Origin of the sequence: Bacillus sp. FJAT-45066 (assembly GCF_002335755.1) — a bacterium.
GTDB classification, from domain to species: domain Bacteria; phylum Bacillota; class Bacilli; order Bacillales; family Bacillaceae_I; genus Bacillus_CD; species Bacillus_CD alkalisoli.
The window spans coordinates 3,054,097-3,068,306 of record NZ_NISQ01000001.1 but is presented as its reverse complement, the minus strand read 5'-3'; the positions used below and the strand labels follow the sequence as shown (position 1 = coordinate 3,068,306).

Annotated in this window: 12 protein-coding genes, 3 rRNA genes and 1 other RNA gene; 13 read left to right on the top strand and 3 right to left on the bottom strand. The window is 41.4% G+C overall.

All coding sequences use genetic code 11. The features are described 5' to 3' along the window. Window positions 1–24 precede the first annotated feature (24 nt). Both CDZ92_RS15600 and CDZ92_RS15595 read right to left on the bottom strand, forming a co-directional pair. On the bottom strand, window positions 25–1,323 hold the full coding sequence (locus CDZ92_RS15600; protein ID WP_096156130.1) for a glycoside hydrolase family 18 protein: 1,299 nt from the start codon (window positions 1,321–1,323) through the stop codon (window positions 25–27). Window positions 1,324–1,380: 57 nt separating this feature from the next. Continuing rightward, the gene (locus tag CDZ92_RS15595) at window positions 1,381–1,929 is read right to left on the bottom strand and encodes an isochorismatase family cysteine hydrolase (RefSeq protein WP_096156128.1); all 549 of its coding nucleotides are present in this window, start codon (window positions 1,927–1,929) and stop codon (window positions 1,381–1,383) included. Window positions 1,930–2,001: 72 nt separating this feature from the next. Here CDZ92_RS15595 and tadA point away from each other — a divergent pair, with 72 nt between their 5' ends. The 10 genes from tadA to rrf all read left to right on the top strand — a co-directional run bounded on the left by tadA (window position 2,002) and on the right by rrf (window position 11,492). Further along, window positions 2,002–2,487 (top strand): tRNA adenosine(34) deaminase TadA, encoded by a 486-nt coding sequence (gene tadA, locus CDZ92_RS15590; RefSeq protein ID WP_096157027.1) that lies wholly within the window; start codon window positions 2,002–2,004, stop codon window positions 2,485–2,487. Between the two features lie 104 nt (window positions 2,488–2,591). Next, an RNA gene (gene ffs, locus CDZ92_RS15585) (signal recognition particle sRNA large type) lies at window positions 2,592–2,855 on the top strand. A gap of 134 nt (window positions 2,856–2,989) precedes the next feature. After that, a complete protein-coding gene (dnaX, locus tag CDZ92_RS15580) occupies window positions 2,990–4,675 on the top strand; it encodes a DNA polymerase III subunit gamma/tau (RefSeq protein WP_096156126.1) in 1,686 nt (561 codons plus the stop codon). Between the two features lie 26 nt (window positions 4,676–4,701). Continuing rightward, window positions 4,702–5,025, top strand: a complete 324-nt coding sequence (locus CDZ92_RS15575; protein ID WP_096157026.1) for a YbaB/EbfC family nucleoid-associated protein — start codon at window positions 4,702–4,704, stop codon at window positions 5,023–5,025. 11 nt (window positions 5,026–5,036) lie between these two features. Continuing rightward, window positions 5,037–5,633 carry a recombination mediator RecR gene (gene recR, locus CDZ92_RS15570; protein ID WP_096156124.1) on the top strand — a complete coding sequence of 199 codons (597 nt, stop codon included), beginning with the start codon at window positions 5,037–5,039 and terminating at the stop codon, window positions 5,631–5,633. A 30-nt stretch (window positions 5,634–5,663) separates the two neighbouring features. After that, entirely contained in the window at window positions 5,664–5,876 is a 213-nt protein-coding gene (locus tag CDZ92_RS15565) for a YaaL family protein (RefSeq protein WP_096156123.1), read from the top strand. Between the two features lie 111 nt (window positions 5,877–5,987). Beyond that, on the top strand, window positions 5,988–6,251 hold the full coding sequence (locus tag CDZ92_RS15560) for a pro-sigmaK processing inhibitor BofA family protein (protein WP_096156121.1): 264 nt from the start codon (window positions 5,988–5,990) through the stop codon (window positions 6,249–6,251). A 306-nt stretch (window positions 6,252–6,557) separates the two neighbouring features. Then, window positions 6,558–8,158: ribosomal RNA gene (locus tag CDZ92_RS15555) — 16S ribosomal RNA — on the top strand. A 188-nt stretch (window positions 8,159–8,346) separates the two neighbouring features. After that, window positions 8,347–11,296: ribosomal RNA gene (locus tag CDZ92_RS15550) — 23S ribosomal RNA — on the top strand. Window positions 11,297–11,375: 79 nt separating this feature from the next. Then, window positions 11,376–11,492 (top strand): 5S ribosomal RNA (gene rrf, locus CDZ92_RS15545). The 16S, 23S and 5S rRNA genes sit together here, the layout of an rRNA operon. A 739-nt stretch (window positions 11,493–12,231) precedes the next feature. Here rrf and CDZ92_RS15535 read toward each other — a convergent pair. Continuing rightward, window positions 12,232–12,447 carry a hypothetical protein gene (locus CDZ92_RS15535; protein WP_096156117.1) on the bottom strand — a complete coding sequence of 72 codons (216 nt, stop codon included), beginning with the start codon at window positions 12,445–12,447 and terminating at the stop codon, window positions 12,232–12,234. 376 nt (window positions 12,448–12,823) lie between these two features. Between CDZ92_RS15535 and CDZ92_RS20540 the strand changes: the two genes are divergently transcribed. The 3 genes from CDZ92_RS20540 (at window position 12,824) to CDZ92_RS15520 (ending at window position 14,067) form a co-directional block, all read left to right on the top strand. After that, on the top strand, window positions 12,824–13,027 hold the full coding sequence (locus tag CDZ92_RS20540; protein ID WP_096156115.1) for a DUF5316 family protein: 204 nt from the start codon (window positions 12,824–12,826) through the stop codon (window positions 13,025–13,027). Between the two features lie 382 nt (window positions 13,028–13,409). Then, the gene (locus tag CDZ92_RS20625) at window positions 13,410–13,601 is read left to right on the top strand and encodes a DUF6954 family protein (protein WP_096156114.1); all 192 of its coding nucleotides are present in this window, start codon (window positions 13,410–13,412) and stop codon (window positions 13,599–13,601) included. Between the two features lie 265 nt (window positions 13,602–13,866). After that, the gene (locus CDZ92_RS15520; RefSeq protein WP_096156112.1) at window positions 13,867–14,067 is read left to right on the top strand and encodes a sigma factor G inhibitor Gin; all 201 of its coding nucleotides are present in this window, start codon (window positions 13,867–13,869) and stop codon (window positions 14,065–14,067) included. Window positions 14,068–14,210 lie beyond the last annotated feature (143 nt).

Genomic DNA, 14,210 nt, shown 5'->3' with positions numbered 1-14,210 from the left:
CCATTTTGAAAACGGTCTAAACTATTAATTTGTTGTAGGTAGCTTTCTTACTTCAAAGTTGTCGTAAATGAGTAACCAGTTTTGAGGAAAATATAAACCTAGCTTCCAATAACTTACCCCTCGTAAGTTTAATTCTTTAACGAGATCGAATTTAGCTTGTATGCTCCTAGCATCTTCAAACCATACTTCATGTTCTGCTCCTTCGTTATCTACGTAATTAAAGAAAGGTGCTTGTGCCTCTTCGTCATATTGAATAGGTACATTGTTATCGCTTGCTAATTTTATAGCCGCTTGTGGACTTAACGCTCTAGCATATTCTCCACCAGGCTCGAATGGAAGTGTCCAATCGTAGCCATATAAATTTTGTCCCATCATTATTTTTTCGCTAGGCATTTCTGTTATTGCATACTCGAGCACTTCTCTAACTGGTCCAATTGGAGATACAGCCATTGGAGGGCCTCCACTATAACCCCATTCATATGTCATAATAACAACAAAATCTACAATTTCTCCGTGTGCTTTATAATCGTGCGCTTCGTACCAACGTCCTGGCTGATCTGCTCTCGTTTTTGGTGCTAGTGCAGTAGAGATAAGCCATCCTTCTTGGCGGAAACGGTCTCGCGCTTTTCGTAGAAATGTATTATATGCTTCTCTGTCTTCAGGACGCAAATATTCTAAATCTAAATGAATATCACGGAAGTTATACTTTCTCGCAGTAGTTACAATATTGTTTAATAAATTATTTTGTACAGTCATATCATTCAAAATGACTCGACCTAAATCATCGCTAAACTGTCCATCTTCTAAGTTCGTTAATACCATCATAAGTATTACATTGTTTTGCTCTGCAATTTCAGGTATTCCATTTAACGGAGGCTCCTTTAATGAACCATCTCTTAAAATTTCAAAACTAAATGGAGCTAAGTATGTTAAAAGTGGTGCTGTATTTCTTGCACTTTGCAAGAGTTGGTCAGATACTGCGTTTCCTCGTGGTTCAATGTAAGCATTAAATTCCGCCTCTATTTTGGGTTGAGGTGGAATATATAGTCTCAGTCCAACACGTAGTGGCTGGTTCGTATTAATCTGGTTAATCTCTGCTAACCTAGTAGCAGAAATACCAAAGCTTCTGCCAATTGAAAATAAGTTATCGCCAGGTTGAACAAAATAAAAACGACCAACAATTGGAATAACAAGTGCCTGACCTACAACTAAATTATTTGGATTAGGTAAAGCATTGGATGCGACAATATCTTCTACAGTAGTACCGTAAGCTTGAGCGATACCAAAGAGTGTTTGCCCTTGTTGTACAACGTGTATTTGCAAAAGACTCACCCCTTCATAAATTTTCTCCTTTATCAATATATGAAGGGGATAGCAAAATCATGATGGAAGTTTATTTAAAATATCTTTTGTACAGGACACATTTGCCTTTAAGACGTTTTCCATCATCGTAAAGGCAAATTCATTATCTTCATCACTGTTAGACGCTATTGCGTCCTTTGGAATAGTTAAAGAAAAATCTCTCATATAAGCATCATTTGCCGTGAAGAGTACACAAATATTTCCGGCTATTCCTGTTAAAATGAGATCTGTAACATTAAAGTGAAGTAGCATTGTATGTAAAGGTGTATCATAGAATGCAGAGTGTCTTGGTTTAATGAGAAAAAAATCATCTTTATCTGGAGTTATCGAGCGAATGACATTTTTGCTAATTTCATTCGTACATTTATCTATAATCTTTGTGTAGTCCGCTTGCCATAAATCGTAATGGTCGTTAACGTATATGATAGGGAGCTTATGTTTGTTCATATGTTTTTTCAATTCTAATATATTTGGAAGCATCCCGATTGTTTTGTCCGCAAGTATTTTTCCATGGTTAAACTGAAAGTCATTAATCATGTCGATAATAAGTAAGGCAGTCTTTTTCAAATGTACACCTCCATAAGCATTATTGTACCTAATTTATTAAGAAAATATAGATATAAGGAATGGTTTCAAATGATCGAACAATTTTCTGATGAATATTTTATGAAGCTAGCAATAGAAGAAGCAAAAAAAGCGGAGTTAATAAATGAAGTTCCGATTGGTGCCATAATTGTAAAAGACAATGAGATAATTGGAACAGGATTTAATAGAAGGGAAACTAGCCAACGTTCTATCACGCATGCTGAAGTTTTAGCAATAGAGGAAGCTTGCGAAAAAGTCGGTTCCTGGCGACTAGAGGATACTACCCTATACGTAACATTAGAGCCATGTCCAATGTGCGCAGGAGCTATTGTGCAATCTCGTATAAAGAAAGTTGTCTATGGAGCAATCGACCCTAAAGCTGGATGTGCAGGAACTTTAATGAATTTATTACAAGAAGAGCGCTTTAACCATCAATCAGATGTAGTTAGTGGAGTGTTAGCGGAAGAGTGCGGGCAAATGCTCACTTCTTTCTTTCAAAAACTGAGAGAAAAGAAAAAAGCTGCGAAGCGTAAAGAATAGACTCCTAAAAATTTACAGATGAAACTGGTTGATTTTTTAGACGGAACAAGCTATACTTAGTCATGTACTCAACAGAGTGCACATAACATTATGTTATACTTTTGCCGTGCTAAGCGGGGAGGTAGCGGTGCCCTGTACTCGCAATCCGCTCTAGCGAGGCCGAATCCCTTCTCGAGGTTAGCAGGCTGTAGGGCTGCCTTAAGTAAGTGGTGTTGACACCTGGGTCCTGCGCAATGAGAACCCGTGAACTATGTCAGGTCCGGAAGGAAGCAGCATTAAGCGGACTCTCTCATGTGCCGCAGGGTTGCCTGGGTCGAGCTAACTGCTTAAGTAACGCCTATGGTGGCTAATCGACAGAAGGTGCACGGCAGTTATACTTATAAAAACAACTCACTCCTAAAGAGTGGGTTTTTTTATGGCCAAAAATGATTATTCTCCTTTGGTTTACTTTCTATAATAAGTTATAATAGGAAAAGGGAAAAATGGAGAGGGGGGCTTAAAAGTGGCATATCAAGCATTATATCGTGTTTTCCGACCACAACTCTTCCAAGATGTAGTTGGACAGGAGCATATAACAAAAACGTTACAAAACGCCCTGCTTCAACAGAAATTTTCACATGCATACCTTTTTTCTGGCCCCCGTGGTACAGGAAAAACGAGTGCGGCCAAAATATTAGCAAAAGCGGTTAACTGTGAACATGCACCAGTAGCGGAGCCGTGTAACGAATGTTCAGCATGTAAAGGAATTACAGACGGCTCTATATCAGATGTGTTAGAAATTGATGCTGCATCTAATAACGGAGTGGACGAAATTAGGGATATACGAGACAAGGTTAAGTATGCGCCTAGCTCAGTTCGTTACAAAGTTTATATTATTGATGAAGTACATATGCTTTCTATCGGTGCTTTTAATGCGTTATTAAAAACATTAGAAGAGCCACCAAAACATGTTATCTTTATTTTGGCAACGACAGAACCTCATAAAATACCTTTGACTATTATATCTAGATGTCAACGATTTGATTTCCGTAGGATCACTTCGGAGTCGATTGTTGGAAGGATGGAACAAGTCATACGCGCTCAAGGGATTTCTGCAGAACCGAAAGCTTTATCTGCTATTGCGAGAGCGGCAGAAGGTGGTATGAGGGATGCTTTAAGTTTACTAGATCAAGCTATATCTTTTAGTGATGGGGAATTAACAGTCCAAGATGCCCTTGCCATTACCGGTTCTGTATCTCAAACTTTTTTGACGAATTTGGTACAGGCCATCACAAATAAAGATGTAAGTGCAGCGTTAGATGCATTAAATGAATTATTTAGTCTAGGGAAAGACCCAACTCGTTTTCTAGAAGATTTAATTTTCTATTATCGTGATATGTTACTTTATAAGGCAGCTCCAAATTTAGAAAATATATTAGATATTGTAAAAGCAGATGACGAATTTAAGAATTTTGCAGAATCTATTCCTGCTCCAGCGATATACGAAACCATTGATATTCTAAATAGTAGTCAACAGGAAATGAAATGGACAAACCACCCTAGAATATATTTAGAAGTAGCACTTGTGAAGCTTTGCCAGCTAAAAGGTGGAACAACTGAAGCTGCAGATCAAAGTCAAGTCGATGTTTTACTTAACCGTATTAATCAATTGGAACAACAACTAAAGCAACTTTCTACTAATCAGGTAGCTGTACAAACTAGCAGCCCATCGGCAAAACCGCAAAGAACAGCTACATCAAAAAGTTCCTTTAAGCCAGCAACCGGTAAGATTAATGAAATATTAAAACAAGCGACACGCCCTGATCTAGATTTAGTAAAAAGTAAATGGGCTGAACTGTTAGAAGGATTAAAACACAATAATAAAGTATCTATAGCAGCGCTATTAAATGATAGTGAACCAGTAGCTGCCTCAACGAATGCTTTTGTGTTAAAATTTAAATATGAAATTCATTGTCAGATGGCATCAGACGAAGAGGCAAAACAACTTATTCAACAAATTCTTTCTGAATTAACAGGGAGAAACTTAGAGATGGTAGTTGTACCGATGGAGCAATGGCAATTAATTCGAGAAGATTTTATTAATGGACAAAAGTCTAGCGAAGACAAGCAAAAAGAAGCGGATGAAGATCCGTTAATTGAAGAAGCAAAAAAGCTTGTCGGTCCTGAACTATTAGAAATTAAAGACTAACTTATTATTAGGAGGAATGTAGCATGATGCGTGGCGGAATGGGTAACATGCAAAAAATGATGAAACAAATGCAAAAAATGCAAAAGGATATGGCAAAAGCTCAAGAAGAATTAGCTGTTAAAACAGTTGAAGGTACTGCTGGTGGCGGTATGGTAACGGTTATTGTAAACGGGCAAAAAGAAGTAATTGATGTAAATATTAAAGCTGAAGTAGTAGATCCAGATGACATCGAGATGTTACAAGACTTAGTCCTTGCGGCAACAAATGACGCACTGAAGAAAATGGAAGATTTAACAAATGATACAATGGGACAATTTACAAAAGGAATGAATATGCCAGGACTATTCTAGGAGGATAAGAAATGCACTATCCTGAACCTATATCAAAGCTTATTGATAGCTTTATGAAACTGCCAGGTATCGGGCCCAAAACGGCTGCTCGTCTGGCTTTTTTTATATTAAATATGAAAGAAGACACAGTTTTAGACTTTGCTAAAGCATTAGTGAATGCTAAGCGAAATTTATCTTATTGCACCGTTTGTGGGCATATTACAGATAAAGACCCGTGTTATATTTGTGACGATGAACGACGAGATCGTTCGATTATATGTGTTATTCAAGAAACAAAAGATGTTATCGCGATGGAAAAAATGAAAGACTACAATGGTTTGTATCATGTTCTACATGGTGCAATTTCTCCTATGGATGGCATTGGACCTGAGGATATTAAAATATCGGAGTTAATACAAAGGCTTCAAGGTGATGAAGTGCAAGAAGTTATATTAGCTACTAACCCTAATATTGAGGGGGAAGCTACTGCTATGTACATTTCTAGACTGTTGAAACCTACTGGAATTGTCATTACGAGAATTGCACATGGTTTACCAGTAGGTGGAGATTTAGAATATGCAGATGAAGTGACGTTATCAAAAGCATTAGAAGGAAGACGTCAAATATAACTTAATTTTTGAAATGGGGTAATAAAACGTATGTTCTTTCGGAAAAAGGACCGTTTAAAAAACCAATTTGATGAGAAAATAATGAAGCTAACGGAAGAAAATAAAGATCTTTGGTCAAAAAAGAAAGCATTAGTAGAAAAAAGTCTCGACCCTTCCGAAGAGGTTGTATGTAAACTCAAACTAGCGGAAGCAAAGTATCTCTTTCTATTAAAAGAAGTGCGATATCGAAAAATGAAAAAGTAGAAGTGCACTTTTGCGCTTCTACTTTTTCATTTTTATATGTTACAGCTAGTTCTAACTAATCCTCTATAATCATAAAATTATAGTAGTACAAGCGTATGGAGGGGGATTATTTTGCAACCTTTACTTGTTATAAGCATAATTATTGCTTTGATAATTGTAATATTAATAGTAGGAACACCGTTTAAACCGTTACGATTCCTTGGGCAAGGTGTAATTAAATTAATGATCGGAGCGTTATTCTTATTCTTCTTAAACGCATTTGGTAACTATTTTGGTATTCACGTCCCAATTAATGTTACTACTTCAGCCATTTCAGGTTTTTTAGGGATTCCGGGAGTAGCTGCATTAGTCATTATACAGATGTTTATTTTGTAGTTTATGATTGTTCCTATTACCTTGATAAATTTCCTTGTTAGGAAGTTTATTTTTTTTGTTGACTTCATTCATTATAGGTGATATATTATTACTTGTCGCTAAAACAGCGAACTGAACGACTTATAAAAAATAATAAAAAGTATTGACGTAAGAGTTTATGCGTGATATTATATTTAAGTCGTGTGAATGCGACACAAGCTCTTTGAAAACTAAACAAAACAACAGCGTGTAAGTTAATCTTTAAGATTAACAACAAACAATTAATTGACATTAGTCAGCAAACATTATGAGCATAAGCTCAAACACTCTTCGGAGAGTTTGATCCTGGCTCAGGACGAACGCTGGCGGCGTGCCTAATACATGCAAGTCGAGCGAATCTGATAAAAGCTTGCTTTTTGAAGATTAGCGGCGGACGGGTGAGTAACACGTGGGCAACCTGCCTGTAAGACTGGGATAACTTCGGGAAACCGGAGCTAATACCGGATAATATAAAGAACCTCCTGGTTCTTTATTGAAAGATGGTTTCGGCTATCACTTACAGATGGGCCCGCGGCGCATTAGCTAGTTGGTGAGGTAACGGCTCACCAAGGCAACGATGCGTAGCCGACCTGAGAGGGTGATCGGCCACACTGGGACTGAGACACGGCCCAGACTCCTACGGGAGGCAGCAGTAGGGAATCTTCCACAATGGACGAAAGTCTGATGGAGCAACGCCGCGTGAGCGATGAAGGCCTTCGGGTCGTAAAGCTCTGTTGTTAGGGAAGAACAAGTACCGGAGTAACTGCCGGTACCTTGACGGTACCTAACCAGAAAGCCACGGCTAACTACGTGCCAGCAGCCGCGGTAATACGTAGGTGGCAAGCGTTGTCCGGAATTATTGGGCGTAAAGCGCGCGCAGGCGGTTTCTTAAGTCTGATGTGAAAGCCCACGGCTCAACCGTGGAGGGTCATTGGAAACTGGGAAACTTGAGTGCAGAAGAGGAAAGTGGAATTCCACGTGTAGCGGTGAAATGCGTAGAGATGTGGAGGAACACCAGTGGCGAAGGCGACTTTCTGGTCTGTAACTGACGCTGAGGCGCGAAAGCGTGGGGAGCAAACAGGATTAGATACCCTGGTAGTCCACGCCGTAAACGATGAGTGCTAAGTGTTAGGGGGTTTCCGCCCCTTAGTGCTGCAGCTAACGCATTAAGCACTCCGCCTGGGGAGTACGGTCGCAAGACTGAAACTCAAAGGAATTGACGGGGGCCCGCACAAGCGGTGGAGCATGTGGTTTAATTCGAAGCAACGCGAAGAACCTTACCAGGTCTTGACATCCTTTTGCCTTCCCTAGAGATAGGGCGTTCCCCTTCGGGGGACAAAAGTGACAGGTGGTGCATGGTTGTCGTCAGCTCGTGTCGTGAGATGTTGGGTTAAGTCCCGCAACGAGCGCAACCCTTGATCTTAGTTGCCAGCATTAAGTTGGGCACTCTAAGATGACTGCCGGTGACAAACCGGAGGAAGGTGGGGATGACGTCAAATCATCATGCCCCTTATGACCTGGGCTACACACGTGCTACAATGGACGGTACAAAGGGCAGCAAAACCGCGAGGTCGAGCCAATCCCATAAAACCGTTCTCAGTTCGGATTGTAGGCTGCAACTCGCCTACATGAAGCTGGAATCGCTAGTAATCGCGGATCAGCATGCCGCGGTGAATACGTTCCCGGGCCTTGTACACACCGCCCGTCACACCACGAGAGTTTGTAACACCCGAAGTCGGTGGGGTAACCTGGGCACAACTTAGCCTCTTATAATTATGATAGGAAGTTAAGTTGTGCCTAGGAGCCAGCCGCCTAAGGTGGGACAGATGATTGGGGTGAAGTCGTAACAAGGTAGCCGTATCGGAAGGTGCGGCTGGATCACCTCCTTTCTAAGGAATAATACGCTTGTTGTTTTGTTTAGTTTTGAGAGAGCATTCCTCTTTCAAACTTTAGATAGTATAAAAGCTATCGAACCATGTTCTTTGAAAACTAGATAACATAAGTAATGTCAAGATACATCAAAAGTATCGTTCATCTTAGTAAATTTTCTTTATTAGATATCTATTCGCGATATCGAGGTTAAGTTATTAAGGGCGCACGGTGGATGCCTTGGCACTAGGAGCCGATGAAGGACGGGACTAACACCGATATGCTTTGGGGAGCTGTAAGTGAGCTTTGATCCAGAGATTTCCGAATGGGGAAACCCACTACTCGTAATGGAGTAGTATCTTTACCTGAATACATAGGGTAATGAAGGCAGACCCGGGGAACTGAAACATCTAAGTACCCGGAGGAAGAGAAAGCAAACGCGATTTCCTGAGTAGCGGCGAGCGAAACGGAATTAGCCCAAACCAAGAGGCTTGCCTCTTGGGGTTGTAGGACACTCAACATGGAGTTACAAAGGAACGGGGTAAATGAAGCGACCTGGAAAGGTCAGCCGTAGAAGGTAAAAGCCCTGTAGTTGAAACTTCGTTCCCTCCTGAGTGGATCCTGAGTACGGCGGGACACGAGAAATCCCGTCGGAAGCAGGGAGGACCATCTCCCAAGGCTAAATACTCCCTAGTGACCGATAGTGAACCAGTACCGTGAGGGAAAGGTGAAAAGCACCCCGGAAGGGGAGTGAAAAGATCCTGAAACCGTGTGCCTACAAGTAGTTAGAGCCCTATGTTTTTTCTTCGGAAAAAACCCGGGTGATAGCGTGCCTTTTGTAGAATGAACCGGCGAGTTACGATCCCGTGCAAGGTTAAGTCGATGAGACGGAGCCGTAGCGAAAGCGAGTCTGAATAGGGCGAATGAGTACGTGGTCGTAGACCCGAAACCAGGTGATCTACCCATGTCCAGGGTGAAGTTCAGGTAACACTGAATGGAGGCCCGAACCCACGCACGTTGAAAAGTGCGGGGATGAGGTGTGGGTAGGGGTGAAATGCCAATCGAACCTGGAGATAGCTGGTTCTCTCCGAAATAGCTTTAGGGCTAGCCTCATGTGTTAGAGTCTTGGAGGTAGAGCACTGATTGGACTAGGGGCCCTCATCGGGTTACCGAATTCAGTCAAACTCCGAATGCCAAAGACTTATCCATGGGAGTCAGACTGCGAGTGATAAGATCCGTAGTCAAGAGGGAAACAGCCCAGACCGCCAGCTAAGGTCCCAAAGTATACGTTAAGTGGAAAAGGATGTGGAGTTGCTTAGACAACCAGGATGTTGGCTTAGAAGCAGCCACCATTTAAAGAGTGCGTAATAGCTCACTGGTCGAGTGACTCTGCGCCGAAAATGTACCGGGGCTAAACGTATCACCGAAGCTGCGGACTGTTCTTACGAACAGTGGTAGGAGAGCGTTCTAAGGGCGTTGAAGCTAGACCGTAAGGACTGGTGGAGCGCTTAGAAGTGAGAATGCCGGTATGAGTAGCGAAAGATGGGTGAGAATCCCATCCACCGAATGCCTAAGGTTTCCTGAGGAAGGCTCGTCCGCTCAGGGTTAGTCAGGACCTAAGCCGAGGCCGAAAGGCGTAGGCGATGGATAACAGGTTGATATTCCTGTACCACCTTCACTCCGTTTGAGCAATGGGGGGACGCAGGAGGATAGGGTAAGCGCGCTGTTGGATATGCGCGTCCAAGCAGTAAGGCTGAGAAGTAGGCAAATCCGCTTCTCATAAAGGCTGAGCTGTGATGGCGAGGGAAATTTAGTACCGAAGTTCCTGATTTCACACTGCCAAGAAAAGCCTCTAGCGAGGAGAATGGTGCCTGTACCGCAAACCGACACAGGTAGGCGAGGAGAGAATCCTAAGGTGAGCGAGAGAACTCTGGTTAAGGAACTCGGCAAAATGACCCCGTAACTTCGGGAGAAGGGGTGCTCTGTTAGGGTGTTAAAGCCCGAGAGAGCCGCAGTGAATAGGCCCAGGCGACTGTTTAGCAAAAACACAGGTCTCTGCGAAGCCGCAAGGCGAAGTATAGGGGCTGACGCCTGCCCGGTGCTGGAAGGTTAAGGGGAGAGGTTAGCGCAAGCGAAGCTTTGAACCGAAGCCCCAGTAAACGGCGGCCGTAACTATAACGGTCCTAAGGTAGCGAAATTCCTTGTCGGGTAAGTTCCGACCCGCACGAAAGGCGTAACGATCTGGGCACTGTCTCAACCAGAGACTCGGTGAAATTATAGTACCTGTGAAGATGCAGGTTACCCGCGACAGGACGGAAAGACCCCGTGGAGCTTTACTGTAGCCTGATATTGAATTTTGGTACAGCTTGTACAGGATAGGTAGGAGCCTGAGAAGCCGGAGCGCTAGCTTCGGTGGAGGCGTCGGTGGGATACTACCCTGGCTGTATTGAAATTCTAACCCGCACCCCTAATCGGGGTGGGAGACAGTGTCAGGTGGGCAGTTTGACTGGGGCGGTCGCCTCCTAAAGAGTAACGGAGGCGCCCAAAGGTTCCCTCAGAATGGTTGGAAATCATTCGTAGAGTGTAAAGGCACAAGGGAGCTTGACTGCGAGACCTACAAGTCGAGCAGGGACGAAAGTCGGGCTTAGTGATCCGGTGGTTCCGCATGGAAGGGCCATCGCTCAACGGATAAAAGCTACCCCGGGGATAACAGGCTTATCTCCCCCAAGAGTCCACATCGACGGGGAGGTTTGGCACCTCGATGTCGGCTCATCGCATCCTGGGGCTGTAGTCGGTCCCAAGGGTTGGGCTGTTCGCCCATTAAAGCGGTACGCGAGCTGGGTTCAGAACGTCGTGAGACAGTTCGGTCCCTATCCGTCGTGGGCGCAGGAAATTTGAGAGGAGCTGTCCTTAGTACGAGAGGACCGGGATGGACGCACCGCTGGTGTACCAGTTGTCTTGCCAAAGGCATAGCTGGGTAGCTACGTGCGGACGGGATAAGTGCTGAAAGCATCTAAGCATGAAGCCCCCCTCAAGATGAGATTTCCTTTAGCGCAAGCTAGTAAGATCCCTGAAAGATGATCAGGTAGATAGGTTCGAGGTGGAAGCGTGGCGACACGTGTAGCTGACGAATACTAATAGATCGAGGACTTAACCAAATTAGAACGATACAATCACTTTCTTGATATGAAAATATGTTATCTAGTTTTGAAGGACCAAACCTTCAAACTTCATATGTCTGGTAATGATGGCGAAGAGGCCACACCCGTTCCCATACCGAACACGGAAGTTAAGCTCTTCAGCGCCGATGGTAGTTGGGGGCTGTCCCCCTGTGAGAGTAGGACGTTGCCAGGCAAAGAGATAAGAAAAGTTCAGCGTTTAGGCGCTGGGCTTTTTTTGTTCGTGTGAGGTATGGGCTTGAAGGACCAAAGGTCTAGTATAGAGTAAGAACCGGTTACCCGGCGGGGCAAGAGGAGCGAGAAGGTCGAGGATGCGACGGAGTGAGTACCGGAGTGTACGTTTGCGAGGGTACTTGAGGAACGGAGCAATGGAAGCAGTCGAAGAGATTCGAAGCTCTTCTGGTTTCGCCGCGAACACGGAAGTCATGAAGCGCATGAAATAAATTCCTAACATGAAAGGAACTTTTGCTTTCAAAAGGGTAAAAGTGGGGTTCATAGGTGATATGAAAGGAACTTTTGCTTTCAAAAAGATAAAAAGTTTCGTTCATAAGCTGTATGAAAAGAACTTTTGCTTTCAAAAAGATAAAAAGTTTCGTTCATAAGCTGTATGAAAGGAACTTTTGCTCCTAAAAAGGTAAAAAGTGCGGTTCGCAAGTGGTATGAAAAGAACTTTTGCTCTAAAAAAGGTAAAAAGTCGGGTTCGTGAGTCGTATGAAAGGAACTTTTGCTTTCAAAAAGATAAAAAGTTTCGTTCATAAGCTGTATGAAAGGAACTTTTGCTCCCTAAAAAGGTAAAAAGTGCGGTTCGTAAGTGGTATGAAAAGAACTTTTGCTCTAAAAAGTTAAATAGTACGGTTCATGGATGTAGAAAAATGTTTGGAAAGGAATCCTCAGCATTTTTAATTATAATTTTGTTAATTATATGTTTTGCTTGCTACCATCGCTAAAAGTACAATTATACCTGTTAGTAAGATAGGTACTAAAAACATAAGGAGTGTATGCCATAAACTCTTCGAATTCTTCCACTCCTTCTCAAATGTAAAGAAACCACCTGTTATAAATAAATCCCAAAATAGTCCACTTTTATTTTTTTTACCTTCTGTAACTTTCTTATCGTCATCTTTTTTCATAATATAATTTCCTCCCGAATACTTCTATTCTACTTTTGACTTCGTTGGAAAATTAATTAACCCTTTATTTTTATATAATTTTTTCTATTTCCCTTTATGAAAAGAAGTTCGCTTAGGTTGGAGGTGTAGCATAAAATCACAAAGGTGTAACATAAACAGAATGGGTGTAGCATAAATTCATTAGGGTTTTAGTACACATCAACTACTTCTCATTTAGCTCTCCTACTTTGATGACTTGTATAATTTTAAATCAGTTAGTAATTTAAACAAAAAGTAACGAATAATGAAGTAAATAATATTAATACATATTAGTAATATATCAGCAATCTAATTCGTATTATAGAAAAATGAATTAAATGTAAAGAGGAGATTTGCTATGTTCATATTCTTCCTATTTATAGGTGTAATAAGCTTTCTTATATCAAGTGTTTTTGCAGGCGCTTGGACTTCTGAACAACAAAAACAGAAATATTACACTGAAGCTGCAGAAAAAAGAAAGTTTAGGAATAAGATAGCTTTCATTTTTGGCACATTTGGAATAGTTTCATTTATTATGTGTGCAGTTTCTTTCTTCTTGTAATAGTAAGTTTATCGTGTAATATGGGGTAGCACATGCTGCCCTTTTTTTGCATGTGCATTTTATACATTACAAAAAATTCCTTCATTAATAAGAGTAATACAAGTTGAATGTTTGTAAAGGTAATACTTTACTTTCGTAAAGGCTGTGTTAAAGATAGCTGTTGATTTCCGTGCAAGGCTTCGCTTTCTGCGGGCGGTAAAAAAGAAGGTTATTTTCACACTGTCGTGAAAAAACCTACTCCTCGGCGCAAGCGCCTGTGGGGTCTCCCGTTCCCCGCTTCTCTCGCAGGAGTCTCAGCCTTGCACGGAAATCAACAGGTATTAGTATTTAATTATCAACACTAAGCTATAACATAGCTTTAGTAAACGGAGGGAATTTCACAATGAAATTCCTTATTTATTTAATCTTTACTATGCTATTTAGTTTCGTAACTTTTTTCGGATTGGGTCCAGTATTAATGGCAGATGGATTGACAGGCGAGCGAATGCTTACGCTGTTAATAGTTATCTTTATATATGTAGTACTAACTTTTGTGTTTATAAAATGTAGAAATAAAATCAAGCACAAGAATTAACGGAGAAGGTACAAAAGTCGGTTATCGACTATTGTACCTTTTTTTCAATGGTAACGTTAATATTTTTTTAACTTAACCATCATTGTGTCGTTCTCTCCTACAATCAGTTAGTTTACATAAATTATATATTTTTTCACTTCAAGACAAACACAGACTAGTAGGAGTTACATACACTAAGAATAAGACTTTTGACGAGAAGATGAAAATTTAAAATATTGTATACAAATTCAAATGTCAGGGCAAAATAGTGGATGGAGGTGGGGAAATGAAGTCAACCGTTCATTCATCAGTTGGGGAGATATGTATTGTCTGTGAGATTGAAAAACAGAGAGGGATTCATCTCTATACAGAGTTTATTTGCACAGACTGTGAGAAAGATATGATTAATACAAATACAGATGACCCAAAATATCATTATTACTTAAAGCAATTAAAGAAAATAACTATACCTAGAATATATTCGTAGAATGAGAGAATAACTATTGCCTTCGGCTCATAGAGGGTAGTTATTCTCTTTTTCTATTGAAAATTACATGATAATTCATTTAGACAGTAGGGTATTAGTTGTTATAACTTCTGGCACAACCGTCTTTATCTATGCCTGCCCTT

Bases quoted from the DNA above. Each gene is read 5' to 3' on its own strand.
- recR (WP_096156124.1), top strand. From the start codon at position 5,037: ATGCACTATCCTGAACCTATATCAAAGCTTATTGATAGCTTTATGAAA.
- CDZ92_RS15575 (WP_096157026.1), top strand. From the start codon at position 4,702: ATGCGTGGCGGAATGGGTAACATGCAAAAAATGATGAAACAAATGCAA.
- CDZ92_RS15565 (WP_096156123.1), top strand. From the start codon at position 5,664: ATGTTCTTTCGGAAAAAGGACCGTTTAAAAAACCAATTTGATGAGAAA.
- CDZ92_RS20625 (WP_096156114.1), top strand. From the start codon at position 13,410: ATGAAATTCCTTATTTATTTAATCTTTACTATGCTATTTAGTTTCGTA.
- CDZ92_RS15535 (WP_096156117.1), bottom strand. From the start codon at position 12,447: ATGAAAAAAGATGACGATAAGAAAGTTACAGAAGGTAAAAAAAATAAA.
- CDZ92_RS20540 (WP_096156115.1), top strand. From the start codon at position 12,824: ATGTTCATATTCTTCCTATTTATAGGTGTAATAAGCTTTCTTATATCA.
- CDZ92_RS15520 (WP_096156112.1), top strand. From the start codon at position 13,867: ATGAAGTCAACCGTTCATTCATCAGTTGGGGAGATATGTATTGTCTGT.